22 protein-coding genes and 3 pseudogenes are annotated in these 21,677 nt (G+C 73.5%); 15 read left to right on the top strand and 10 right to left on the bottom strand.

Going from position 1 to position 21,677, the window contains the following annotated elements:
- Positions 1-108: 108 nt before the first annotated feature.
- The 4 genes and pseudogenes from I4I82_RS06270 to I4I82_RS06255 all read left to right on the top strand — a co-directional run.
- Positions 109-882 (top strand): annotated as a pseudogene (locus I4I82_RS06270) (PhoH family protein); the annotation flags it as partial.
- A pseudogene (locus tag I4I82_RS34740) lies at positions 871-1,680 on the top strand (LAGLIDADG family homing endonuclease); the annotation flags it as partial. The pseudogenes I4I82_RS06270 and I4I82_RS34740, both read left to right, overlap by 12 nt.
- Positions 1,681-1,959: 279 nt before the next feature.
- A pseudogene (locus I4I82_RS06260) lies at positions 1,960-2,322 on the top strand (PhoH family protein); the annotation flags it as partial.
- An 84-nt stretch (positions 2,323-2,406) separates the two neighbouring features.
- Complete coding sequence (locus I4I82_RS06255) at positions 2,407-4,005, top strand: alpha/beta hydrolase (protein ID WP_218595446.1); 1,599 nt, start codon at positions 2,407-2,409, stop codon at positions 4,003-4,005.
- Between the two features lie 16 nt (positions 4,006-4,021).
- Here I4I82_RS06255 and I4I82_RS06250 read toward each other — a convergent pair whose 3' ends face one another.
- On the bottom strand, positions 4,022-5,245 hold the full coding sequence (locus I4I82_RS06250) for a D-arabinono-1,4-lactone oxidase (protein ID WP_218595445.1): 1,224 nt from the start codon (positions 5,243-5,245) through the stop codon (positions 4,022-4,024).
- Positions 5,246-5,286: 41 nt separating this feature from the next.
- On the opposite strand from I4I82_RS06250, the gene ybeY reads away from it, so the two are divergent.
- The 5 genes from ybeY to I4I82_RS06225 all read left to right on the top strand — a co-directional run bounded on the left by ybeY (position 5,287) and on the right by I4I82_RS06225 (position 9,832).
- Positions 5,287-5,823, top strand: coding sequence for an rRNA maturation RNase YbeY (gene ybeY / locus I4I82_RS06245; protein ID WP_218590491.1), 537 nt, complete (start codon positions 5,287-5,289; stop codon positions 5,821-5,823).
- 19 nt (positions 5,824-5,842) lie between these two features.
- Positions 5,843-7,183: a hemolysin family protein gene (locus tag I4I82_RS06240; protein WP_218590492.1), complete on the top strand. Its 1,341-nt coding sequence runs from the start codon at positions 5,843-5,845 to the stop codon at positions 7,181-7,183.
- Complete coding sequence (lhgD, locus tag I4I82_RS06235) at positions 7,180-8,409, top strand: L-2-hydroxyglutarate dehydrogenase (RefSeq protein WP_218590493.1); 1,230 nt, start codon at positions 7,180-7,182, stop codon at positions 8,407-8,409. The genes I4I82_RS06240 and lhgD overlap by 4 nt, the downstream gene beginning before the upstream one ends.
- Before the next feature lie 73 nt (positions 8,410-8,482).
- The gene (gene era / locus I4I82_RS06230) at positions 8,483-9,406 is read left to right on the top strand and encodes a GTPase Era (RefSeq protein WP_218595444.1); all 924 of its coding nucleotides are present in this window, start codon (positions 8,483-8,485) and stop codon (positions 9,404-9,406) included.
- Positions 9,407-9,448: 42 nt separating this feature from the next.
- Positions 9,449-9,832 carry a PPOX class F420-dependent oxidoreductase gene (locus I4I82_RS06225; protein WP_226369903.1) on the top strand — a complete coding sequence of 128 codons (384 nt, stop codon included), beginning with the start codon at positions 9,449-9,451 and terminating at the stop codon, positions 9,830-9,832.
- A gap of 5 nt (positions 9,833-9,837) precedes the next feature.
- On the opposite strand, the gene I4I82_RS06220 is transcribed toward I4I82_RS06225, so the two are convergent.
- Complete coding sequence (locus tag I4I82_RS06220) at positions 9,838-10,572, bottom strand: HugZ family pyridoxamine 5'-phosphate oxidase (RefSeq protein WP_218590496.1); 735 nt, start codon at positions 10,570-10,572, stop codon at positions 9,838-9,840.
- Positions 10,573-10,643: 71 nt separating this feature from the next.
- On the opposite strand from I4I82_RS06220, the gene recO reads away from it, so the two are divergent.
- The gene (gene recO, locus I4I82_RS06215) at positions 10,644-11,423 is read left to right on the top strand and encodes a DNA repair protein RecO (RefSeq protein ID WP_218590497.1); all 780 of its coding nucleotides are present in this window, start codon (positions 10,644-10,646) and stop codon (positions 11,421-11,423) included.
- Positions 11,424-11,499: 76 nt separating this feature from the next.
- On the opposite strand, the gene I4I82_RS06210 is transcribed toward recO, so the two are convergent.
- Both I4I82_RS06210 and I4I82_RS06205 read right to left on the bottom strand, forming a co-directional pair.
- Positions 11,500-12,042, bottom strand: coding sequence for a TrmH family RNA methyltransferase (locus I4I82_RS06210; RefSeq protein ID WP_218595442.1), 543 nt, complete (start codon positions 12,040-12,042; stop codon positions 11,500-11,502).
- The gene (locus tag I4I82_RS06205) at positions 12,006-12,623 is read right to left on the bottom strand and encodes a class I SAM-dependent methyltransferase (protein WP_218590499.1); all 618 of its coding nucleotides are present in this window, start codon (positions 12,621-12,623) and stop codon (positions 12,006-12,008) included. Before I4I82_RS06205 ends, I4I82_RS06210 begins: the two co-directional genes overlap by 37 nt.
- A 33-nt stretch (positions 12,624-12,656) precedes the next feature.
- Between I4I82_RS06205 and I4I82_RS06200 the strand changes: the two genes are divergently transcribed.
- Both I4I82_RS06200 and I4I82_RS06195 read left to right on the top strand, forming a co-directional pair.
- Positions 12,657-13,436 carry an isoprenyl transferase gene (locus tag I4I82_RS06200; protein WP_226369902.1) on the top strand — a complete coding sequence of 260 codons (780 nt, stop codon included), beginning with the start codon at positions 12,657-12,659 and terminating at the stop codon, positions 13,434-13,436.
- The gene (locus tag I4I82_RS06195) at positions 13,433-13,816 is read left to right on the top strand and encodes a hypothetical protein (protein ID WP_218590500.1); all 384 of its coding nucleotides are present in this window, start codon (positions 13,433-13,435) and stop codon (positions 13,814-13,816) included. Before I4I82_RS06200 ends, I4I82_RS06195 begins: the two co-directional genes overlap by 4 nt.
- Before the next feature lie 7 nt (positions 13,817-13,823).
- Here I4I82_RS06195 and I4I82_RS06190 read toward each other — a convergent pair whose 3' ends face one another.
- The 3 genes from I4I82_RS06190 to I4I82_RS06180 all read right to left on the bottom strand — a co-directional run bounded on the left by I4I82_RS06190 (position 13,824) and on the right by I4I82_RS06180 (position 15,353).
- Complete coding sequence (locus I4I82_RS06190; protein ID WP_218590501.1) at positions 13,824-14,480, bottom strand: hypothetical protein; 657 nt, start codon at positions 14,478-14,480, stop codon at positions 13,824-13,826.
- Positions 14,481-14,580: 100 nt separating this feature from the next.
- Positions 14,581-15,009 (bottom strand): Fur family transcriptional regulator, encoded by a 429-nt coding sequence (locus tag I4I82_RS06185; RefSeq protein ID WP_226369901.1) that lies wholly within the window; start codon positions 15,007-15,009, stop codon positions 14,581-14,583.
- Complete coding sequence (locus I4I82_RS06180; protein ID WP_218590502.1) at positions 15,006-15,353, bottom strand: ArsR/SmtB family transcription factor; 348 nt, start codon at positions 15,351-15,353, stop codon at positions 15,006-15,008. Before I4I82_RS06180 ends, I4I82_RS06185 begins: the two co-directional genes overlap by 4 nt.
- A gap of 89 nt (positions 15,354-15,442) precedes the next feature.
- Here I4I82_RS06180 and I4I82_RS06175 point away from each other — a divergent pair, with 89 nt between their 5' ends.
- The 3 genes from I4I82_RS06175 to I4I82_RS06165 all read left to right on the top strand — a co-directional run bounded on the left by I4I82_RS06175 (position 15,443) and on the right by I4I82_RS06165 (position 18,814).
- Complete coding sequence (locus tag I4I82_RS06175) at positions 15,443-15,769, top strand: antibiotic biosynthesis monooxygenase family protein (RefSeq protein ID WP_218595441.1); 327 nt, start codon at positions 15,443-15,445, stop codon at positions 15,767-15,769.
- A 478-nt stretch (positions 15,770-16,247) separates the two neighbouring features.
- Positions 16,248-17,159 (top strand): hypothetical protein, encoded by a 912-nt coding sequence (locus tag I4I82_RS06170; RefSeq protein WP_218595440.1) that lies wholly within the window; start codon positions 16,248-16,250, stop codon positions 17,157-17,159.
- Between the two features lie 257 nt (positions 17,160-17,416).
- Positions 17,417-18,814, top strand: a complete 1,398-nt coding sequence (locus tag I4I82_RS06165; protein WP_218591362.1) for a glycine--tRNA ligase — start codon at positions 17,417-17,419, stop codon at positions 18,812-18,814.
- A 23-nt stretch (positions 18,815-18,837) separates the two neighbouring features.
- Here the strand turns inward: I4I82_RS06165 and I4I82_RS06160 are convergent, their stop codons facing one another.
- The 3 genes from I4I82_RS06160 to I4I82_RS06150 all read right to left on the bottom strand — a co-directional run bounded on the left by I4I82_RS06160 (position 18,838) and on the right by I4I82_RS06150 (position 21,472).
- Positions 18,838-19,038 (bottom strand): hypothetical protein, encoded by a 201-nt coding sequence (locus tag I4I82_RS06160; RefSeq protein ID WP_218591358.1) that lies wholly within the window; start codon positions 19,036-19,038, stop codon positions 18,838-18,840.
- Between the two features lie 77 nt (positions 19,039-19,115).
- Entirely contained in the window at positions 19,116-20,114 is a 999-nt protein-coding gene (locus I4I82_RS06155) for a hemolysin family protein (protein WP_218595439.1), read from the bottom strand.
- Entirely contained in the window at positions 20,111-21,472 is a 1,362-nt protein-coding gene (locus tag I4I82_RS06150) for a hemolysin family protein (RefSeq protein WP_218595438.1), read from the bottom strand. Before I4I82_RS06150 ends, I4I82_RS06155 begins: the two co-directional genes overlap by 4 nt.
- Between the last annotated feature and the right edge of the window lie 205 nt (positions 21,473-21,677).

The following is a 21,677-nucleotide window of genomic DNA, read 5'->3' as shown; positions in this document are numbered from 1 at the left end:
CGCAGCGGTCGCCGAACACGTTAACGGCAGATGACGGGCCGCGGACGGGGACGTGCGGGAGTTCACGCCCGTCGAACACCCGGCGGTGGGCGAGGGGATGGCGGTAGCATCGACGGCGTCACACCGACTCGTGCCAGACGGCCCGGACGCAGAGAGCAGGCGGCGCAGCCCTTGACCCATCCCGACCAGGATTCGGTCCAGCCGGTCCAGTCCGTCCAGTCCCGCATGGCCGTCCCGGACGCCGCACTGCTCGCCCTCCTGGGCCGCCGCGACGAGACGCTGCGCACGGCCGAGGAGATGCTCGACGCCGACGTGCACGTCCGCGGCAACGAGCTCACCCTGTCCGGCGCCCCCGCCGACGTCGCGTTCGCCGAGCGCGTCTTCACCGAGCTGATCACGCTGGCCGAGCGCGGCCAGCAGGTCGCCCCCGACGCCGTCCGCCGCACCGTCGAGATGCTCGGCGCCGGGGCGGAGACGCTGGGGGAGTCGCCCGCCGAGGTGCTCTCGCTCGACATCCTGTCCCGCCGCGGCAAGACGATCCGCCCGAAGACGCTCAACCAGAAGCGCTACGTCGACGCCATCGACGCGCACACGATCGTCTTCGGCATCGGCCCCGCCGGTACGGGCAAGACCTACCTCGCCATGGCCAAGGCCGTGCAGGCGCTGCAGGCCAAGTTGGTCAACCGCATCATCCTCACGCGGCCGGCCGTCGAGGCGGGGGAGCGGCTGGGCTACCTGCCCGGCACGCTGTTCGAGAAGATCGACCCCTACCTGCGCCCGCTCTACGACGCCCTGCACGACATGATCGACCCGGAGTCCATCCCGAAGCTGATGGCCGCCGGCACGATCGAGGTGGCGCCGCTGGCCTACATGCGTGGAAGGGCGCAACCGGTCACCACCGGCGTCCTCACGCCCGAAGGGTTCCGGCCCATCGGCGATCTCGTCGTCGGCGATCTCGTCGTCGGTTCGAACGGCGAGCCGACGCCGGTGCTCGGGGTCTACCCGCAGGGGGAGAAGGACGTCTACCGGGTCACGGCCCAGGACGGCTCGTCGACGCTGTGCTGCGGAGAGCACCTCTGGACCGTGCGCACGGCCCCCGATCGTCGGCGTGGCAAGCCGTGGCGCGTTCTCGAGACGAAAGACATGATCGGGAACCTCCGGGCCGCCCACGCCCGACGGTACGAACTCCCGATGCTCACCGCGCCGGTGGAGCATCCCGAGCGGGCGGTGCCGATCGACCCGTACGCCCTCGGTCTGCTGCTCGGAGACGGGTGCATCACCGGGGCGACGACTCCGGCGTTCGCCACCACCGATCCAGAGCTGGCGGTCGCACTCGACGCTGCGCTTCCGGGGGTCGTCGTGCGGCACAAGGGTGGGTTGGACTACGTCCTGAACCGCGTCCGGGCCGCCGGCGACGTGATGACGCTGGAGAACCCGGTCACCGGCGCGCTGCGCGCGCTCGACCTGGATGGGACCCGGTCCCACTCGAAGTTCGTGCCGACGGACTACCTGCTGAACACCTCAGCGGTCCGGCTCGCCGTGCTGCAGGGTCTGCTCGACACAGACGGCGGTCCGGTCACCCAGGTCGCCCGCACGTGTCGCATCCAGTACTCGACGGCGTCTGCCCGACTGCGGGACGACGTGGTGGAACTGGTTCGCTCCCTCGGCGGTGTCGCCTACACGCGCACGCGCCTCGCGGCGGGCCGGACACCCGGCTTCGCGGCCGGGCGCCCCGTCGGTTACCGACACGACGCGCACGTCGTCGACATCCGGCTGCCGGCCGGGATCGAGCCCTTCCGGCTGGCCCGCAAGCGCGACACGTACCTGGCGGCCGGCGGCGGTGGACGACCGATGCGCTTCATCGACACCATCGAGCCGGAGGGCAGGGCGCAGACGGTGTGCATCCAGGTAGCGGCGAGCGACTCGCTCTACGTCACCGAGGACCACCTGTTGACGCACAACACGCTCAACGACGCCTTCATCATCCTCGACGAGGCCCAGAACACCACGCCCGAGCAGATGAAGATGTTCCTGACGCGGCTGGGCTTCGGCTCGAAGATCGTCGTCACCGGGGACGTCACGCAGGTCGACCTGCCCGGCGGTGGCACGCGCTCCGGCCTGCACGTGGTGCGCGAGATCCTCGACGGCGTCGACGACGTGCACTTCTCGGTGCTGTCGAGCCAGGACGTCGTGCGCCACCGGCTGGTGGCCGACATCGTCGACGCCTACTCCCGCTGGGACGCCGAGACGGCGCGCCCGGACCTGCGCTCGGCGGCGCCGCGCAACGGCCCGCCGCAGGACCGCCGGGCCCGCCGGCGCTGACCCCGCCCCCCGATCGGCTCATCCAGCCGATCGGGGTCGGCGTGGGGCCGGGGCGCCGCGCCCGCGCGGGGTGAGGATGGCGCGGTGAGGTCCCCCCGCCGCGCCCCGTCCGTCGTCGTCCTGGCGGTGTCGCTGCTGCTCCCGGTGGCCGGTCCCGCCGCGGCCGACCCCGCCGCGGCCGACCCCGCCGTTGTGTCGCCCCTGGCGCCCGCGCTGAACCCCTACTTCGCACAGGAGCTCGCCTGGGGCCCCTGCACGGACCTCGCGCGCACCGACGTCGACCGCGAGGCGTACGCGAACCCGCAGTACGACTGCGCGTACCTCGAGGTGCCGCTCGACTACGGCGACCCGTCGGCGTCCACCGCCCGCATCGCCATGCTGCGGCAGAAGGCGCTCGACCCGGCCGCGCGGGTCGGCTCGCTGTTCGTCGACCCCGGCGGCCCGGGCGGGTCCGGCGTGAGCTTCCTGCCCGCGCTCGCCGGGCTGCTCGGCGACGGGGAGGTCGCGCGGCGGTTCGACCTCATCGGCTTCGACCCGCGCGGCGTCGGCGTGAGCGAGCCGTCGATCGACTGCTCCACCACCGAGGAGGTCGACGCCGAGCGGGCCGACCTCGACCTCGACACCTCGCCCGAGGGCGTCGCGCAGACCGAGGCCGAGTTCCAGGAGTTCGCCGACCGCTGCGCCGACCGCGTCGGGCTCGACGTCCTGGAGAACGTCGGCACCCGCGACGTGGCCCGCGACCTGCAGATCGCCCACGAGGTCGTCGGCGACCCGCAGCTGACCTACCTCGGCTACTCCTACGGCACGTCGATCGGGACCGAGTTCGCCGAGCAGTTCCCGACGGAGGTCCGCGCGCTCGTCCTCGACGGCGCCGTCGACCCCTCGCTCGACCCGGTCGCCTCGCGCACCACCCAGACCCGCGGGTTCCAGCGGGCCTTCGACAGCTTCGCGGCCTCCTGCGCCGCGCAGCCGGACTGTCCGCTGGGCACCGACGCGGCCGGGGCGTCGGCGCAGGTCCAGGAGCTGCTCACGCCCCTGATCGACGCGCCCGTCCCGACGGCGGACGGCGGCCGCGTGCTCGGCTACGCCGACGCCGTCACCGGTATGGTCCAGGCCCTCTACGCCGACTCGCTGTGGCCGCCGCTGCTCGACGGCCTGCGCCAGGTCGCCCGCGGCGACGGCACGAACCTGCTGATCCTCGCCGACCTCTACTACGACCGCGCCCCGGACGGCTCCTACGGCAACCTGCTGGAGGCGTTCCCGGCGATCAGCTGCATGGACGGCGACCGGCTCACCGACCGCGCCGTCGCCCGCGAGGTCAACGAGGCGAACCTGGCGCTCGCGCCGTTCCTCGACGCCGGGTACGGCTCGTCGGACGTGCTGGAGCTGTGCTCGTTCTGGCCGGTGCCCCCGACGAGCGACTCCGGCCCCGTCGGCGCGCCGGGGCTGCCGCCGGTGCTCGTGGCGTCGTCGACCGGGGACCCCGCCACGCCCTACGAGGACGGCGTGTCGCTCGCGCGCCAGCTCTCGGCGCGGCTGCTCTCGGTGGACAACGACGGCCACACCGTGGTGCTGCAGGGGGTCAACGCCTGCGCCGACGAGGTGACCACCCGCTACCTGGTGGACCTCGTCCTGCCGCCCACCGACACGACCTGCGCGCGGCCGCCCGCGCCCGCTCCCTGAGCCGTCACCGGAGGGCTCAGCCGGGCAGGTAGCGGTCGAGCATCGCGTTGCGCAGCTTGCCCGTCGGGTCGGCGGCGCGGGCCAGGTCGGCGAACTCGGGCAGGTGCTTCCACAGCTCGCGCACCCGCTCCGGCGGGGTGGTGAACACCTTGCCCCAGTGCGGGCGGGCGTCGAACGGGTCGAGCGCGGCCTCCACGGCGGCGACCGCGGGGGCGACGGGGGCCGCGTCGGGGACCCAGGTGAAGTGCACGGCGACGCTGTCGCGGCCCTGCGCGGCCGAGAGCCAGAGGTCGTCGGCGGCGACGCTGCGGACCTCCGAGACCAGCAGCGCCGGCGCGATCGCGCCCGCCACCGCCTCCAGCGCCCGCAGCGCCGCCGGGGCCGACGCGCGCGGCAGCAGGTACTCCGACTGGAGTTCCTCGCCGCTGCTCGGGCGGAACCCGGCGCGGAAGTGCGGCAGCCGCTCGTGCCACGGGCCGGGGCGCCCGCCCTGGTCGGTGCAGTTGCCGGTGGGCTCGCCGCGGGTCATGTGCCGGGCGCCGTCGGCGGGCCGTCCGCCCATCCAGTGGTCCTCCGGCGGCCCCTGGCCGACGCGGCGCTTGACCCAGACCTGGTCGAACACCGGGCGCTCCCAGTAGGTGAAGGCGCTGACGCTGTAGGCGTCGGCCAGCAGCTCGCCGACGTGGTCGAAGCCGTGGAAGGGGACGTCGACCACCACCCACTGCGCGACGTCGAACGCCGGCACCGTCCGCAGCGTCAGCGACGTGACGATCCCGAGCGCGCCCAGCGCCACCACCGACGACGGGCCGGACACCGTGTCCAGCGAGCCGTCGGCGCGCACCAGGTCGGCCGAGACGACGGCCGTGGCGAGCACGCCGTTGCCGTCCCCGGAGCCGTGGGTGCCGGTGGCGCAGGCGCCCGCGACGGAGATGTGGGGCAGGGAACCGAGGTTGGGCAGCGCGCGCCCGGCGGCGTGCAGCCGGCGCGCCAGCTCGGCGTAGGGCATCCCGCCGGGAACGGTGACGAGGTCGCCGTCGACGACGGCCCCGGCCGGCAGCGCGTCGAGGACGACCAGGTCACCGGGGGTGTCGGCGATCGGGGAGAACGAGTGGCCGGTGCCCAGGGCGCGCACGCGGTCGGACCCGGCGACCAGCTCCTGCAGCTCCGCGACCGACCGCGGGTGGTGCACCTCACGGGCGGAGAAGACGACGTTGCCGGCCCAGTTCCGCGCGCGAGTCACCGCGGAGAACCTACCCGGGACCACCGACTACCCTGGGCCTCGTGTCCATCGAGGTCAGCAACGAGTCCGGCGTCGCGATGGACGAGTCGCTCATCGTGTCGGTGGCGCGGTTCGCCCTCGACGCCATGCGGGTGAGCCCGGCCGTCGAGCTGGCGATCACCGCGGTCACCGAGGACGCGATGAGCGAGCTGCACGAGCGGTGGATGGAGGAGCCCGGCCCGACCGACGTCATGTCGTTCCCGATGGACGAGCTGCTCGACGAGTCCCGCCGCCCCGACGCCCCCGACCTGGGGCCCGCGCTGCTCGGCGACATCGTGCTCTGCCCGGAGTTCGCGAAGGGCAACGCGCGCAAGGCCGGGCACCAGCTCGCCGACGAGCTGCACCTGCTCACCGTGCACGGCGTCCTGCACCTGCTCGGCTACGACCACGGCGAGCCCGAGGAGGAGCGCGAGATGTTCTCGCTGCAGTCCCGGCTGCTGGCCACCTGGCGCAGCTCCCGCGAGGAGGCCGCGGCCCGCGCGGCGCAGCGCCGCACCGACTCGGCCGTGCTCGGCGCCGCCGGCCTCGAGGACTCCTGACCGTGGACCGGGGACCGGCGTGAACTGGAGCCTGATCGTCGCGGCCGTCGTCCTGGTGCCGCTGGCCGGGCTGTTCGCCGCCGCCGACGCGGCGCTGCTGTCGGTCTCGCGCGCCCGCGTCGACTCGCTGGTGCGGATGGGCCGGCCCGGCGCGCGGGCGCTCGCGGCCGTCGTCGACGACCGCCCCCGCCACGTCAACCTGCTGCTGCTCCTGCGCCTGGCCGCGGAGACGGCGGCCACGGTGCTGCTCACCGTCGCGCTGGTGGAGTCGTCGCTGTTCGAGGAGACGGCCCCGGTGTGGCCTGCGGCGCTGCTCGCCGGCGGGATCATGCTGGTCGTGTCCTACGTCCTCATCGGCGTCGGGCCGCGCACCCTGGGCCGCCAGCACCCCTACCGCCTCGCGATGCTGGTGGCCGCGCCGGTGCGCGCGCTGGCCCGGCTGCTGGGGCCGCTCACGTCGCTGCTGATCCTGGTCGGCAACGCGATCACGCCGGGACAGGGCTTCCGGCAGGGCCCGTTCTCCTCGGAGGTCGAGCTGCGGGAGCTCGTCGACATGGCGAGCACCACCGGCGTCGTCGACGAGGACGAGCGCCAGATGATCCACTCGGTGTTCGAGCTGGGCGACACCCTGGTCCGCGAGGTCATGGTGCCGCGCCCCGACGTGGTGTGGACCGAGTACGACACGCCCGTCGAGAAGGTCCTTCGGCTGGCGCTCAAGAGCGGCTACTCGCGCATCCCGGTGCTCGGGGAGAACATCGACGACATCGTCGGCGTCGCCTACCTCAAGGACCTGGTCGCGGCGTCGCACGCGGGGGAGACGGCGCTGTCGGCCGTCATGCGCCCGCCCGCGTTCGTGCCCGACAGCAAGCGCGTCGACGAGCTCCTCAAGGAGATGCAGGCGCAGCGCAAGCACATGGCGATCGTCGTCGACGAGTACGGCGGCACCGCGGGCGTCGTCACGATCGAGGACATCCTCGAGGAGATCGTCGGGGAGATCGCCGACGAGTACGACGCCGAGGAGGTGCCCGACGTGCAGCCGCTGGAGGACGGGCGCCTGCGGCTGGCGGCGCGGCTGCCCGTCGACGACCTCGCCGACCTGTTCCCCGGCATCGACGCCGACGACAACGACCTGACGGAGGCGGTCGAGGCCGCCGACGTCGAGACCGTCGGCGGCCTGCTCGCCCAGCGGCTGGGGCGCGTCCCGCTCCCCGGCGCGGTGGCGGAGGTCGCCGGCCTGCGGCTGCGGGCCGAGGGCGGCAAGGACGCCCGCGGACGCATCCGCATCACCACGGTGCTGGTCGAGCAGCTCGACCGGCCCGACGACGACACGACCGACACCCCCTTGGAGTCCACAGGATGACCACCCCCACCTTCGACGTCGTCGTGGTCGGTGGCGGGATCGTCGGCCTCGCCACCGCGCACGCCGTCGCCCGCACCGGCCGCTCCGTCGCGGTCGTGGAGCGCGAGCCCCGCCTGGCGAACCACCAGACCGGCCACAACTCCAACGTCATCCACTCCGGCCTCTACTACGCCCCGGGCGGCCTCAAGGCCCGCCTGGCCGTGGCCGGATGCGCGGAGACCGTGGCGTTTTGCCGTGAGCACGACCTGCCCCACCAGGTGTGCGGCAAGCTCGTCGTCGCCACCGAGCCCGAGGAGCTGCCCCGCATGGCGGAGCTGGTGCGCCGGGGCGCGGCCAACGGCGTCGAGGTCACCGAGCTCGACCAGGCCGGGATGAAGAAGTACGAGCCGAACGTCCGCGGGATCGCCGCGCTGCACGTCCCGTCCACCGGGATCACCGACTACCGGCTGATCGCGGAGAAGCTCGGTGAGCTCGTCGTCAAGGAGGGCGGCGAGGTCCACACGGGCCGCGCGGTCACCCAGATCGTGCGCCGCGGCGCCGACGTCGTCGTGCGCACCGAGCGGGGCGACCTGCTCGGCACCCAGGTCGTCGTCTGCGGCGGCCTGCGCTGCGACGAGCTCGCGGTGGCCTCGGGCGCCGACCCCGGCATCCGGATCATCCCGTTCCGCGGCGAGTACTCCGGCTTCTCCGACCGGGCCGCGGAGCTGGTCAAGGGCCTGATCTACCCGGTGCCCGACCCCGCGTTCCCGTTCCTGGGCGTGCACGCCACCCGCGGGATCGACGGCCACGTCCACGCCGGGCCGAACGCCGTGCTGGCGCTGGCCCGCGAGGGCTACTCCTGGGGCACGGTCAAGCCCAAGGAGTTCCTGTCGACCATCGCCTACCCGGGCATGCTGCGGATCGCGCGGACGCACTGGAAGTACGGCTTCGGTGAGATGCACCGGTCGCTGTCGAAGAAGGCGATGGTCAAGCAGATCCAGCGGATGCTGCCCGACGTGCAGGCCTCCGACCTCTCGCCCGCGGGCGCCGGGGTGCGGGCCCAGGCGGTGAAGCGCGACGGCACGCTCGTCGACGACTTCCTGTTCGTCGACCAGGGCTCCGGCGCCGGCTCGGTGCTGCACGTGCTGAACGCGCCCTCGCCGGCCGCCACGGCGGCGCTGCCGATCGGCCGCGAGATCCTGGAGCGCCTCACCGGCGAGCGCATCGCCCCGCTGGGTGCGGCGTGAGTGCGCCTGCGGCACCCGTGAGTGCGAACCGGTGCCAGAACACCGGTTTCCACTCACGACCCCGGTGGGCGTCGTGAGGTTCGCCGAGGTCCCCGACGGCTACCGCTCGGGCTTCGCGTGCTTCGTCGGCCGCCCCAACGCCGGCAAGTCGACGCTGACGAACGCCCTGATCGGGCAGAAGATCGCCATCACGTCGAGCCGGCCGCAGACGACCCGGCACGCGATCCGGGGCATCCTGCACCGCCCCGACGCGCAGCTGATCGTCATCGACACCCCGGGGCTGCACAAGCCGCGCACGCTGCTCGGGAGCCGGCTCAACGACGTCGTCCGCGAGACGTGGGCGGAGGTCGATGTCGTCGGGTTCTGCGTGCCGGCCGACGTGCCCGTGGGCCGCGGCGACGAGTTCATCGTCAACGAGCTGCGCGGGGTCGCCCACCGCACCCCGGTGATCGGCGTCGTCACGAAGACCGACCTGGCCGAGCCCGAGCAGGTGCTGGCCCGGCTCACCGAGCTCTCGAAGCTCATGGAGTTCGCCGAGATCGTGCCGTGCTCGGCGAAGGACGGCTACCAGACCCGGCTCGTGGCCGACCTGCTGGTGAAGCGCCTCCCCGAGGGCATGCCGCTCTACCCCGACGGCGACCTCACCGACGAGCCCGAGGAGATCCTCGTCGCGGAGCTGATCCGCGAGGCGTCCCTGGAGGGCGTGCGCGACGAGCTGCCGCACTCCATCGCCGTCGTCATCGAGGAGATGGCGCCGCGCGAGCGGCACCCCAAGGCCGAGCCGATGCTCGACATCACGGCCAACATCTACGTCGAGCGGTCCAGCCAGAAGGGCATCGTGATCGGCAAGGGCGGGGAGCGGCTGCGGCAGGTCGGCACCGACTCGCGCCGCCAGATCGAGGCGCTGCTGGGCACCAAGGTCTTCCTCGACCTGCACGTGAAGATCGCCAAGGACTGGCAGCGGGATCCGCGGCAGCTCCGCAAGCTGGGCTTCTGATCCCTTGACCTGAACCCTGGTGCAGCTCCGAGGATGGGCGTCGTGACCTTCCACGACTTCGAGATCGCCTACCTCCGCAGCCAGGACCTGGGCCGCCTCGCCACCCAGCGGCCCGACGGGACGCTGCAGAACAGCCCCGTCGGGTTCACCTACAACGCCGAGCTCGGCACCATCGACATCGGCGGCTTCGACAACACCGCCAGTCGCAAGTACCGCAACGTCGCCGAGAACGGGCGGGCGGCGTTCGTCGTCGACGACCTGGCCTCGCGCGACCCGTGGCGGGTGCGGTGCCTGGAGGTCCGCGGCCGGGCCGAGGTGGTGGGCGACCTCATCCGGCTGCACCCGGCCCGGATCGTCAGCTTCGGCATCAGCGAGCCCGACGTCGAGCCGCACGCGCTCACGTCGTTCTCGCGGGACGTGGCCTGAGGAGGTCAGGTCGACAGCGCCCGCGCCGCCCGCACCATCTCGACCATCGCCGCGCGCACCTCGTCGGGGGTGTCGACGCGGCGGGGGAACGCCAGGCGCAGCGGGGCGCCGTCGGCGAGGACCGTGAAGCCGTAGCGGTCGCAGCCCGTCATCTCGGCTGCCGTGGTCTCGGGGCGCTCGCCGTAGGTGCGGCAGAACGTCACGAGGGCGTCGGCGTGGTCGTCGTTCATGTGCTCGACGATCCGGGCGACGTGCGGCACCAGCGGGTCGGGCTCGGCGGCCGCGTAGTCCTCGGCGCGCACCCAGCTCATCCGCGCGAACCCGCCGACGTACCGCACGGAGTTGATCTCCATGCGGTAGACGCGGAAGCCGTGGTCGGTGCCGAGGAAGGCGTCGTGGACGGCGCGGTAGGCCTCCAGCGCGGCGTCGCGCTCGTCGGGGGGCGGCTGGCCGACGTTCCCGACGAGCGTGACGCGGGCCAGCGACAGGGGGTCGCCGACGTCCTGCTGCGCGACGAGCAGCGACGCCCGGGGGTCGGAGGTGAGGTTGCCGGTGTGCTCGGCCAGGTCGCTGAGCAGCAGCAACGGCCGTCCGAGCCCGTCGACGGCGTGCGTGACGACCGACCCGAACGGGAATCCGCCGCGGCCGACGGTGGACAGCGCCCCGGTGTGGACGGTCGCGGCCAGCGTGCGCGCCCGCTCGGCGTCGGTGGCCTCGGTCGCGCTCTGCGGGGTGCCCATGCGGGCACTCCACCCGGTAAGGGTGCCCTGCGTCAAGTGCGTGCGCGGCCGGACGTCCGTAGGCTCGGCGCGTGACCCTGTACCGCGACACCGGCGTCGTGCTGCGCGTGCAGAAGCTCGGCGAGGCCGACCGCATCGTCACGATCCTCACGAGCCGGCACGGCAAGGTCCGCGCCGTCGCGAAGGGGGTGCGCCGCACGAAGTCGCGGTGGGGTGCGCGGCTGGAGCCGTTCAACCACGTCGACGTGCAGTGCTACACCGGGCGCTCGCTCGACATCGTCACGCAGGCGCAGACCGTCGACGCGTTCGGCGCGGGCATCATCGCCGACTACTCCCGGTACACGGCGGGCTGCGCGGTCCTGGAGACCGCCGACCGGCTCGTCGCCGAGGAGGGGGAGCCGGCCGTCCGGGTGTACCTGCTGGTCGTGGGCGCGATCCGGGCGCTCTCGGCGCGCGAGCGCGACGCGTCCCTGGTGCTCGACGCGTTCTTCCTGCGCGCCATGACCCACGCCGGCTGGGCCCCCGCGATCACGGAATGCGCCCGGTGCGCCGAGCCCGGGCCGCACGCCGCGTTCAACATCGCCGCCGGCGGAGCCGTCTGCCCCCGCTGCCGCCCGCCCGGCTCGGTCCTGCCGACGCCCGAGACCTACCGCCTGCTCGACGCTCTGCTGCACGGCGACTGGGCCACCGCCGACGCCACCGGCCCCGCCACGCGCCGCGACACCAGCGGCCTGGTCGCGGCGCACCTGCAGTGGCACCTGGAGCGCCAGCTCCGCTCCCTGCCGTTCGTGGAGCGGCGGGCGGCGGCGGCGCCCACCCCCGAGGGCCCGCTGCCGGTGGCGCAGGACTGAGCCCGGCTCGCACACAGTCCGCGGAGGTCGCACACAGGTCCGGCCCTGTGTGCGAGCCCCGCAGCCTGTGTGCGAGCTAGTCGTCCTCGCCCGTCGGGTCGGCCCACTCCTGGCGCCGCACCTCGTAGGTCGCGATGCTCACCGCCGAGGCCACGTTGAACGAGCCGACCTTGCCCAGCTGCGGGATGTAGCCGACGCCGTCGCAGGCGTTCAGCATCTCCGTCGACATGCCCCGCGCCTCGTTGCCCACGGCCACGCACACGTCGCGGCGCAGGTCGAGCTCGTGCAGCGGCTTCGCCGTGTCGGTGAGCTCCAGTCCGACGACGTGGTAGCCGTCGGCGTGCGCGGCGTCGACGGCCTCGCGGACTCCTCCGCAGCCCCGCACCTGCAGGTACCGGTCGGTGCCCATGGCGAGCTTCTGCGCCTTGGGCGTGGTCGGGTCGGCGGAGCGGCCGATCAGGTAGAGGTGGTCGACGCCCAGCACGGCGGCCGAGCGCACGATCGCGCCGACGTTGAACGGCGACTCCACGTCCTGCAGCATCAGCCCGACCTGCATGGTCGCGCGACGCCGCCACGTGCGGTTCAGGCGCTTGAGCGCGGTGCCTCCGAGCTGCTGCACGACACCTCCAGGATGCGGTAGCCCTGCACGGACGTCAGGCGGGTGGTGGGCCAGCCGCGGCCGGTGAGCCAGTCGGCGAACGAGTCGGACCCCAGGTGCTTGTGCACGACGAGGTACGCGCGGCCCTCGGGCGCCAGGCGCGGCAGCCAGCGCTCCATCATCCCGTGCAGCACGCCCTTGCCCGAGCGGATCGGGGGGTTGGAGTAGATGCCGGCGAACGCGACGTCGTCGGGGACATCGTCGGGGCGGGCGACGGTGACGTTGCCCAGGGCGGCGGCGTTGGTGCGGGTGAGGTCGAGCGCGCGGTCGTTGACGTCGACGGCCCACACCGGCAGCCGCCGGCGCCGCGTGGCCAGCGTGATCGCGATGGGGCCGTAGCCGCAGCCCAGGTCGAGCAGCGGGCCGCGCCGGGGCGGCAGCGGGGCGTGCTCGAGCAGGATGCGCGTGCCGCGGTCGAGCCGGGAGCCGGAGAAGACGCCGCTGTCGGTGGCCAGCGTCAGGTCGACGTCGGGCAGCACGACGCGGACCGAATCCGGACGGCTGGGTGTCGAGGGGGTCGACGTGAAGTAGTGCTCCTGCACGCCGAGGAGTATCCCCTCCGTAGGGTGCGGGTCGTGGTCTCACCCCCGCCGCAGCACCCGACGGGCGCGCGCCCCCCGGCGATCCCGCGCGAGCTCGTGCCGAACCACGTCGCCCTGGTGATGGACGGCAACGGCCGCTGGGCCAACGCGCGCGGGCTGCCGCGGATCGAGGGGCACCGCCGCGGCGAGGCGTCGCTCATGGACGTCGCGTGGGGCTGCATCGACGTCGGGGTGCACTGGCTGTCGGCCTACGCCTTCTCCACGGAGAACTGGAAGCGCAGTCCCGACGAGGTGCGCTTCCTCATGGGCTTCAACCGCGACGTCATCCGCCGCCGCGTCGACGAGATGCACGAGCACGGCGTGCGCGTCCGCTGGGCCGGGCGGCGCCCGCGGCTGTGGCGCAGCGTCATCCGCGAGCTGGAGGTCGCGGAGGAGAAGACGCGCGACAACGACGTCCTCACGCTGACGATGTGCGTCAACTACGGCGGCCGCGCCGAGATCGCCGACGCGGTGCGCCAGATCGCGCAGCAGGTCGCCGACGGCCGCATCATGCCCGGCAAGATCGACGAGCGCACGATCGCGCGGTACCTCGACGAGCCCGACATGCCCGACGTCGACCTGTTCGTGCGCAGCTCGGGGGAGCAGCGGACGTCGAACTTCCTGCTCTGGCAGTCGGCCTACGCCGAGATGGTCTTCCTCGACACCCTGTTCCCCGACTTCGACCGCCGCCACCTCTGGCAGGCCGTCGAGATCTACGCCCGGCGCGACCGCCGCTTCGGCGGCGCGCTCGACACCCCGGAGTCCGCATCATGAGCCTCGCCGTCGCGCAGAAGGCGCTGGAGAACTACCACGACGTCACCGTCGACGACGACGGCTCGCTCACCTTCGCCCACGGCGGCGTGCTGTGCGTGGTGCAGGGCATGGACCTGGAGGAGGGACTGCCCGTCCTCAACCTCATGTGCGTCGTGGCCTGGGACCTGCCCCTGGAGCAGGACGTCCCCACCCGCATCGCGCTCGGGGCGGGGGAGGGGCTGTTCGGCACGCCGAAGGTCATCCGCGGCGAGCACGGCTGGGACGTCACCCTGCGCTACGCGTTCCCGGCCAGCGGGCTGGAGGAGAAGGCGATGGGCACGCTGCTCATGCTCGTCGTGAGCAGCGCGTCCGGCCTGCGGGCGGAGCTGGTGGGCTCCTGAGAGGGGACTAGACCTCGGCCAGGTGCACGAGCGGCAGCGAGCTGAGCTGCAGCGTGCTCATGTCGCGGGCGACGCCGAGCACCTTGTTCTGCGCCTCCTGCATGCGGCCGTCGATGTAGCCCGAGAGCGAGTAGGCGATGCGGCCGAGCAGGCGCACGGTGGTGTCGTCGACGATCGGGCGCGGCGCCGAGACGACCGCGACCCCCATCAGCGAGCCGTCGTTGGCCTGCGCCGCGCCGATCGTGAACGCCTCGCGCGGGTTGACGTGCCGCGACGCGTAGTGGTCGCGCAGCTTCTTGAGCATGGCGTGGAAGTCGGCCGCGGTGATCTCGGTGCCGGGCAGCTCCAGCTCCTTGACGTCGTCGTCGGAGAGGATGCCGATGCGGGCGGAGAAGCAGCGGACGTAACCGATCAGCGCACCGGTCCACAGCGCCTCGACCAGCGCGTCGTCGGTGGCGACCTGGACGGGCCCGGCGTCGGGCGCGGCGAGCGCGGTGACGAGGTGCTCGCAACAGCGCAGCACGTACTGGAGATCCTCGAAGACCGCCGCCAGCTGCGCGAGCTCCTCGGACTCGGGGGCGTCGAGCTTGCGGACCGCGTTCGGGGAAGCCCCGTTCGTCTCGTCCGCAGCGGCCTCGTCGCCGTTGGTTCCGGGCTCACTCATGGGGGGCGTCTCCTTGCTTCCACCTGCGACATCGACCGTGCAGGAGCCGGACGTTAACGCCGTCCCGCTGATCCCGATGACTCAGTCTGAGACGCAGGTCTCACACCTTCGCCGAGCACTCCCGGCACAGCCCGAAGATCTCCGCGGTGTGGCTGAGCTCGGAGAAGCCGTGCTGCTCGGCGACGCGCTGGGCCCAGCTCTCGACGTCGGGCCCCTCGATCTCCACGGTCGCGCCGCAGCGCCGGCAGACGAGGTGGTGGTGGTGGTGCGCGGACTCGCAGCGCCGGTACACCGCCTCGCCCGAACCCGTGCGCAGGACGTCGACCTCGCCGGCGTCGGCCAGGTTCTGCAGCGTCCGGTAGACCGTCGTCAGGCCGATGCCGTCGCCCGTGCGGCGCAGCTCCTCGTGGATCTCCTGCGCGGAGCGGAAGTCGTCGAGCCGGTCGAGCAGGGCCGACACGGCGGCGCGCTGGCGGGTGGCGCGCAGGACGCGCGTCGCGGGGCCGTGCTGGGCGGTCGGCTGGGTCACCGGCCCTCCTCCGCGTGCGCCACGGCGTCGACGACGATGTGGGCGAGGTGGTCGTCGACCAGCGCGTAGACGACCTCGCGGCCGTGCCGCTCGCCGTGCACGACCCCGGCGGACTTCAGCACGCGCAGGTGCTGGCTGATCAGGGGCTGGGTGACGCCGAGGGCGTCGACGAGGTCGTGCACGCAGCGCGGCGACTCGCGCAGCTGCAGCACGATCGCGATCCGCACCGGCGCGGCGAGCGCGCGCAGCAGGTCGCCCGCGGCCTCCAGCGTGCGTGGCGTGCGCACGGGAGCGGGCGCGGCCCGCCCGGCCTCGTGCGCGGAGTCCTCGGCCACGATCGACATCGGTGTTCCCCATCCTGCGGCCCGCCAGTCGGTATCGAGTATCGATGTCGGCCGCGCCCCCATGGTAGGCCCGCGCTACGTTCCGGGTCGTGCTGCTCCTGTGTCGCTTCGCCGTCGACCCCGCCGACGCCCCCGCCTTCCTCTCCCGCGGCACCCGCGCCCTGGAGCTGCTGACGGCCGCCGAGGGCGCGCTGGGCGGGCAGCTCGGCCGCGCCGTCGACGACCCGGGGCGCTGGGTGCTGTCGGTCCGCTTCACCGGGGTCGACGCCTACCGCCGTGCGCTCTCCCCGTTCCCGGTGCGGGAGCACGTGGTGCCGCTGCTGTCCGAGGCGCTGGCCGACGAGCCCGCCACCTACGAGACCCTGGTCGACGGGGTGGGTGGGTCGACGGTGGAGTACCCGAGCCTGCTGGCCTGACGCCCGCGCGCCCGCCCGCGCCCGGCCGCGCCCGGCCGGCCCCCGCCCGCCTGCGGTTGCCGGGCCGCGGTTCCTGGGCGCGCGGTGACGCCGCTCCCGCGCGCGTTCACGGTTGCCGCGCGGGTTTCCTGCTCCCGCGCGGTCCCGGGGGCGCGCGGGAGCAGGTTCGGCGCGCAGGAGCCCAGAACGCGCGCGGGAGCGTGGAACGCAAGCGGGAGCCGGAGAGCGCGCAGGACCGGGCGGGCGCCTTGTCCACAGGCGGCTGGGCTCTGGTTCCGGCTTGTGTGACGCTCCCGCGCGCGTTCTCGGTTGCCGCGCGCGTTTCCTGCTCCCGCGCGGTCCCGGGGGCACGCGGGAGCTGGTTCGGTGCGCGGGAGCCCGGAACGCGTGCGGGAGCGAGTGGATGCGGCGGGGGAGTTGTCCACAGGTCGGGCGGAGGGGGTGTCGCGGTGGGTCCGCTCCCCGGATCCTCGTGGTCATGGGACGCCCACCTGTGCTGCGGTCGCAGCTCCTTGCGCACGGCTACAGCGACGACGAGGTCCGGCGGCTGTGCGGCAGCCGCGGCCTGGTGTCCGTGCGGCGCGGCGCGTACGTCGAGCCCGGCGACGAGCGGCTGCGGCGGCCCGAGGACCGGCACGCCCTCGCGGTGCGGGCGGCGGTCGAGCAGCTGGGCGAGGGCGCCGTGGTGAGCCACGCCTCCGCCGCGGTCCTGCACGGGATCGCGCTGTGGGACGTGCCGCTGTCGCGGGTGCACGTCAGCCGCGAAGGCCGGTCCGGCGGCCGGCGCAGCGCGCAGCTGCACCTGCACGTCGCACCCCTGGACGCCGACGAGGTCGTGACGGTCGACGGGATCGCGGTGACGTCGGCGGCCGTGACGGTCGCCGCGCTCGCGCGGACGCTGCCGTTCGAGCACGCCGTGGTCGTCGCGGACGACGCCCTGCACCGCGGGCTGGTGACGCCGGCCTCGCTCGCGGCCGCCGTCGGGCGCCCCGGCCGCCGCTGCGGCACGGCGGCGGCCCTGCGGGTCCTGGCCTTCGCCGACGGGCGCGCGGAGAGCCCGGGGGAGTCGCGGAGCCGGGTGGCCGTGGCGCTGGCCGGGTTGCCGGCGCCGGTGCTGCAGGTTCCGCTGCACTCGGCCGACGGCATCGCGCTGGGGCGCGTCGACTTCTGGTGGCCCGAGCAGGGCGTGGTCGGGGAGTTCGACGGGCTCGTGAAGTACGGCCGCCTGCTGCGGCCGGGGCAGAGCGCGGGCGACGTCGTGTTCGCGGAGAAGGTGCGGGAGGACGCGCTGCGCGAGGTCGCCCGCGGCGTGGTGCGCTGGACCTGGGCCGAGATCCGGCCGTTCGACGCCGTCGACCGCAGGATCCGCCGTGCGTTCGGCACCGTCTGACCCGTCCCGCGCGCGTTCCCGGCTCCCGCGCGCCCCCGGGGCCGCGCGGGAGCACGCAGGCCGCGCGGGAGCACGCAGGCCGCGCGGGAGCACGCAGGCCGCGCGGGAGCACCCAGGCCGCGCGGGAGCACGCAGGGCGCGCGGGGAGCCGGACAGCGCGTGGGAGGGTCCGGCGCTGGTGGGGCGGGGAGGCCGGTCGGGGGAGGTCGCTACGCTGGACCCTTCCGTTCGTCCCCGCAGTCCAGGAGTACAACCCCGTGGCCAGCTCGCCCAGTTCCGCCAAGATCGAGACCATCGTCGCGCTCGCCAAGCGCCGCGGATTCGTCTTCGCCTCCGGCGAGATCTACGGCGGTACGCGGTCGGCGTGGGACTACGGGCCCCTGGGTGTGGAGCTCAAGGAGAACATCAAGAAGCAGTGGTGGCGCACCGTCGTCACCGGCCGCGACGACGTCGTGGGCCTCGACTCCTCGGTCATCCTGCCCCGGCAGGTGTGGATCGCGTCCGGGCACGTCGGCGTCTTCACCGACCCGCTGGTGGAGTGCCAGAGCTGCCACAAGCGCTTCCGGGCCGACCAGCTGGCCGAGGAGTACGTCGAGCGCACCGGCAAGGCGGCGACCGAGGAGGACCTCTCCGACGTCCCGTGCCCCAACTGCGGCACCCGCGGCCAGTACACCGAGCCGCGAGACTTCAACATGATGCTCAAGACGCACCTCGGCCCGATCGAGACCGAGGAGGGCCTGCACTACCTGCGGCCCGAGACCGCGCAGGGCATCTTCGTCAACTTCCTCAACGTGCAGACGACCTCGCGCAAGAAGCCGCCGTTCGGCATCGGCCAGATGGGCAAGAGCTTCCGCAACGAGATCACGCCCGGCAACTTCATCTTCCGCACCCGCGAGTTCGAGCAGATGGAGATGGAGTACTTCGTCGAGCCCGGCACCGACGAGGAGATCCACCAGTACTGGATCGACCAGCGCACCGACTGGTACGTCGACCTCGGCATCGCGCGCGAGAACCTGCGGCACTACGAGCACCCGAAGGAGAAGTTGAGCCACTACTCGAAGCGCACCGTCGACATCGAGTACAAGTTCCACTTCCAGGGGCAGGAGTGGGGCGAGCTCGAGGGCATCGCCAACCGCACCGACTTCGATCTGACGACGCACAGCAACCACTCGGGCGTCGACCTGTCGTTCTACGACCAGGCGTCGGGCACCCGCTACAAGCCGTACGTGATCGAGCCCGCGGCGGGCGTCGGCCGATCGATGATGGCCTTCCTCATCGAGGCCTACACCGAGGACGAGGCGCCCAACGCCAAGGGCGGCGTCGACAAGCGCGTCGTGCTGCGCCTGGACCGCCGCCTCGCGCCGGTCAAGGCCGCCGTGCTGCCGCTGAGCCGCAACGCCGACCTCTCGCCCAAGGCCCGCGACCTCGCCGCTGCGCTGCGCAAGAACTGGAACATCGAGTTCGACGACGCAGGCGCCATCGGTCGTCGCTACCGCCGCCAGGACGAGATCGGCACGCCGTTCTGCATCACGGTCGACTTCGACACCCTCAACGACCAGGCCGTGACCATCCGCGAGCGCGACTCGATGGCCCAGGAGCGCGTGGCCCTGGACCAGGTCGAGCCCTACCTCGCGACGCGCCTGCTCGGCTGCTGAGCGGGTCCGTCCGGACGAGCGCGTCAGGGGCGGTAGGCGAGGAGCTGGACGCCCAGCTCCGCCTCCGCCCGCTGCAGCTCCGCGACCTGCGCGTCGGTGAGCGGGGCGTAGGGGGTCTGCGGGGCGTACGCGACGAGGGGCACGCCGAGCTGTGACTCCAGTGCGCGGACCTTCGCCAGCGCGGTGTCGTCGAGCTCGGCCGGTCGCAGGGTCGGTGCGGTCATCGCGGCATCGTAGGGCCGCCGGCGGGGGTGCCGCGAGTCCGCGGCACCCCCGACCGGGGTGGCTCGAGCCGGGTGGCTCAGGCCGGCGCGGGCAGGAGCCGGTCGAGCAGGTCCTGCAGCGTGACCAGGCCGAGCAGCTCGCCGTCGGACTCCACGAGCGCCAGGTGGTTGCGCTCCTCGCGCATCGCGCGCAGCGCGTCGTGGATGGCGGTGTCGGCGGACAGGGTGGCCACCGGCCGCATCAGGTCGGCCGCGGTGGTGCCGGCCGGGCCGGCCAGCGCGTCGCGGACGTGCACGACGCCGACCGGGCGCTCCTGCGCGTCACCGACGACGAGCCGCAGGTGCCCGCTCTTGCGCGAGGCCTCCCGGATCTGCTCGACGGTGGCGGTCGCCGGCACGCCGGCCACCTCCGCGCGCGGACGCACGATGTCGCGCAGCGGGGCGCGGTCGAGGTCGAGCGCGGAGAGGATCTGGTCGCGCTGGTCGGAGTCCAGCGCGCCGGTGCTGGCCGAGTGGTCGACCAGCTCGCGCAGGTCGTCGGGGTTGCGGCCCTCGCCGAGCTCGTCGACCGGCTCCACGCCCACGCGGCGCAGGCACCAGTTCGCCATGCCGTTGAGGGCGACCAGCAGCGGCCGGGTGAGGACCATGAAGCCGCGCATGGGCAGCGCGAGCAGCGTGGCCGAGCGCTCGGGGTGCGCGATGGCCCACGACTTCGGGGCCATCTCACCCACCACGAGGTGCAGGAACGTGACGACGACGAGCGACAGCACGAACGACAGCACGCCCGCCAGCGACTCGCCCAGACCCCCGAACAGCGGGGCCAGCAGCGACTCCACGGCGGGCTTGCTGACGGCGCCGAGGCCGAGCACGCACAGCGTGATGCCCAGCTGCGAGCCCGCGAGCAGCAGCGAGAGGTCCTTCGCGCTCTTCAGCGCGGCCCGGGCGGCCGCGCTCGTCTCGGCGGCCTCCTCGAGGCGGTAGCGGCGGGCCGCCACCAGTGCGAACTCGATGGCGACGAAGAACGCGCTCAGGGCGACGAGCGCGACGGTGATCCAGAGGGAGACGGCGACACTCATGCCGGCACCTCCGCGTCGACGCCGGCCGTGACGAAGGCCAGGCGGACGGTGGCCGGCACGCGCCGCTCCACCGTGACGACGGTGACGGACAGCCGCCGCCCCTCGTCGGCCTCCAGGACGACGGTGTCGCCGACCTTCGGCAGCCTCTGCAGGTGGTCGATGACCAGGCCGCCGATGGTGTGGAAGTCGCCGTCGGGCAGGTCGGCGTCGACGAGGCGCTCGACCTCGTCGATGTTGAGCGTGCCCGGCACGGTCCAGTCGCCGTCACCGACGCGGATGGCGTCGCGGCCGGCGGGGTCGTGCTCGTCGGTGATCTCGCCGATGAGCTCCTCGGCGATGTCCTCCATCGTGACGACGCCGGCGAGGCCGCCGTACTCGTCGACGACGCAGGCGAACTCGTCGTCGGCCTCGCGCAGCCGCTCCAGCACCGCGGGCAGCGGCAGGGACGCGGGCACGAGGACAGGGGTGCGGGCGGCGTCGGCCACCCGGATGGCGGTGAGGCTCTGCCCATAACCGTCGGGGCCCTCCAGCGCCAGCACGTCGCGCAGGCAGATGACGCCCACCACGTCGTCGGCGCCGTCGCCGAGCACCGGCAGCCGGGAGTGCCCCGACGCCATGATCTCGACGAGCTCGGCCACCGTCTGGTCGGCCTGCACCGACGCCACCCGCGGGCGGGGGATCATCGCGGCGCGGGCCGTGCGGTCGGTGAAGTCCAGGACGCGGTCGAGCAGGACCGAGAGCTCCTCGTCGATGTCGCCGCTGTCGCGGGACTCGTCGACGATCGCCTCCAGGTCGCGCGGGGTGGCCGAGTGCTCGACGTCGTGCACGGGCTCGATCCGCAGCGCCTTGAGCAGCAGGTTCGAGGCCGCGTCGAAGATGCGGATGAGCCAGCCGAACACGCGCAGGTAGATGGCGGTGGACAGCGCGAGCGCGCGGGCCACGGGCTCCGGGCGCGCGATGGCGAGGTTCTTGGGGAACAGCTCCCCGAACACCATCTGGACGACGGTCGCGAACAGCAGGGCCAGGCCCGTGCCGATCGCGATGCCGACGCCCTGCGGGATGCCCACGCCGCCCAGCAGGGTGCCGACGCTCTCGCCGATCAGCGGCTCGGCCACGTACCCGACCAGCAGGCCGGTGACGGTGATGCCGAGCTGCGCGCCCGAGAGCATGAACGAGGTGCGGTCGGTGATGCCGAGCGCCCGCTGCGCGCCGGCGTCGCCCGCGCCTGCGCGGGCCTTGAGCCGGGAGCGGTCGACGGCCATGTAGCCGAACTCCTGGGCGACGAAGTAGCCGGTCAGCGCGGTGATGGCGAGGACGACGGCGATGCCGAGGAGGAGGGAGAGGATCGTGCTGATCACGTGCACCGCCCTGCGAGAGCGGTGCACGTACTGTCGGACGGGTCCATGGTTCCTGTCTTCGGAGGGCCCGAACTCGGGCGATTCGCCCGGTTCAACGCGGAGCGCCTCCCGGTGGTTCCCGGGGCGCCCGGCGATCTCCGCGAGGATACGGGCCGCGGTGGCCTGCCGTCGCGCCCAGGCGGGCCGCTGTCACCGGCTTCACCCT

It is taken from the genome of Pseudonocardia oceani, assembly GCF_019263585.2.
Lineage (GTDB): Bacteria > Actinomycetota > Actinomycetes > Mycobacteriales > Pseudonocardiaceae > Pseudonocardia > Pseudonocardia oceani.
The sequence above is the reverse complement of the archived record's forward strand: the minus strand, read 5'-3'. Positions and strand labels throughout refer to the sequence as shown.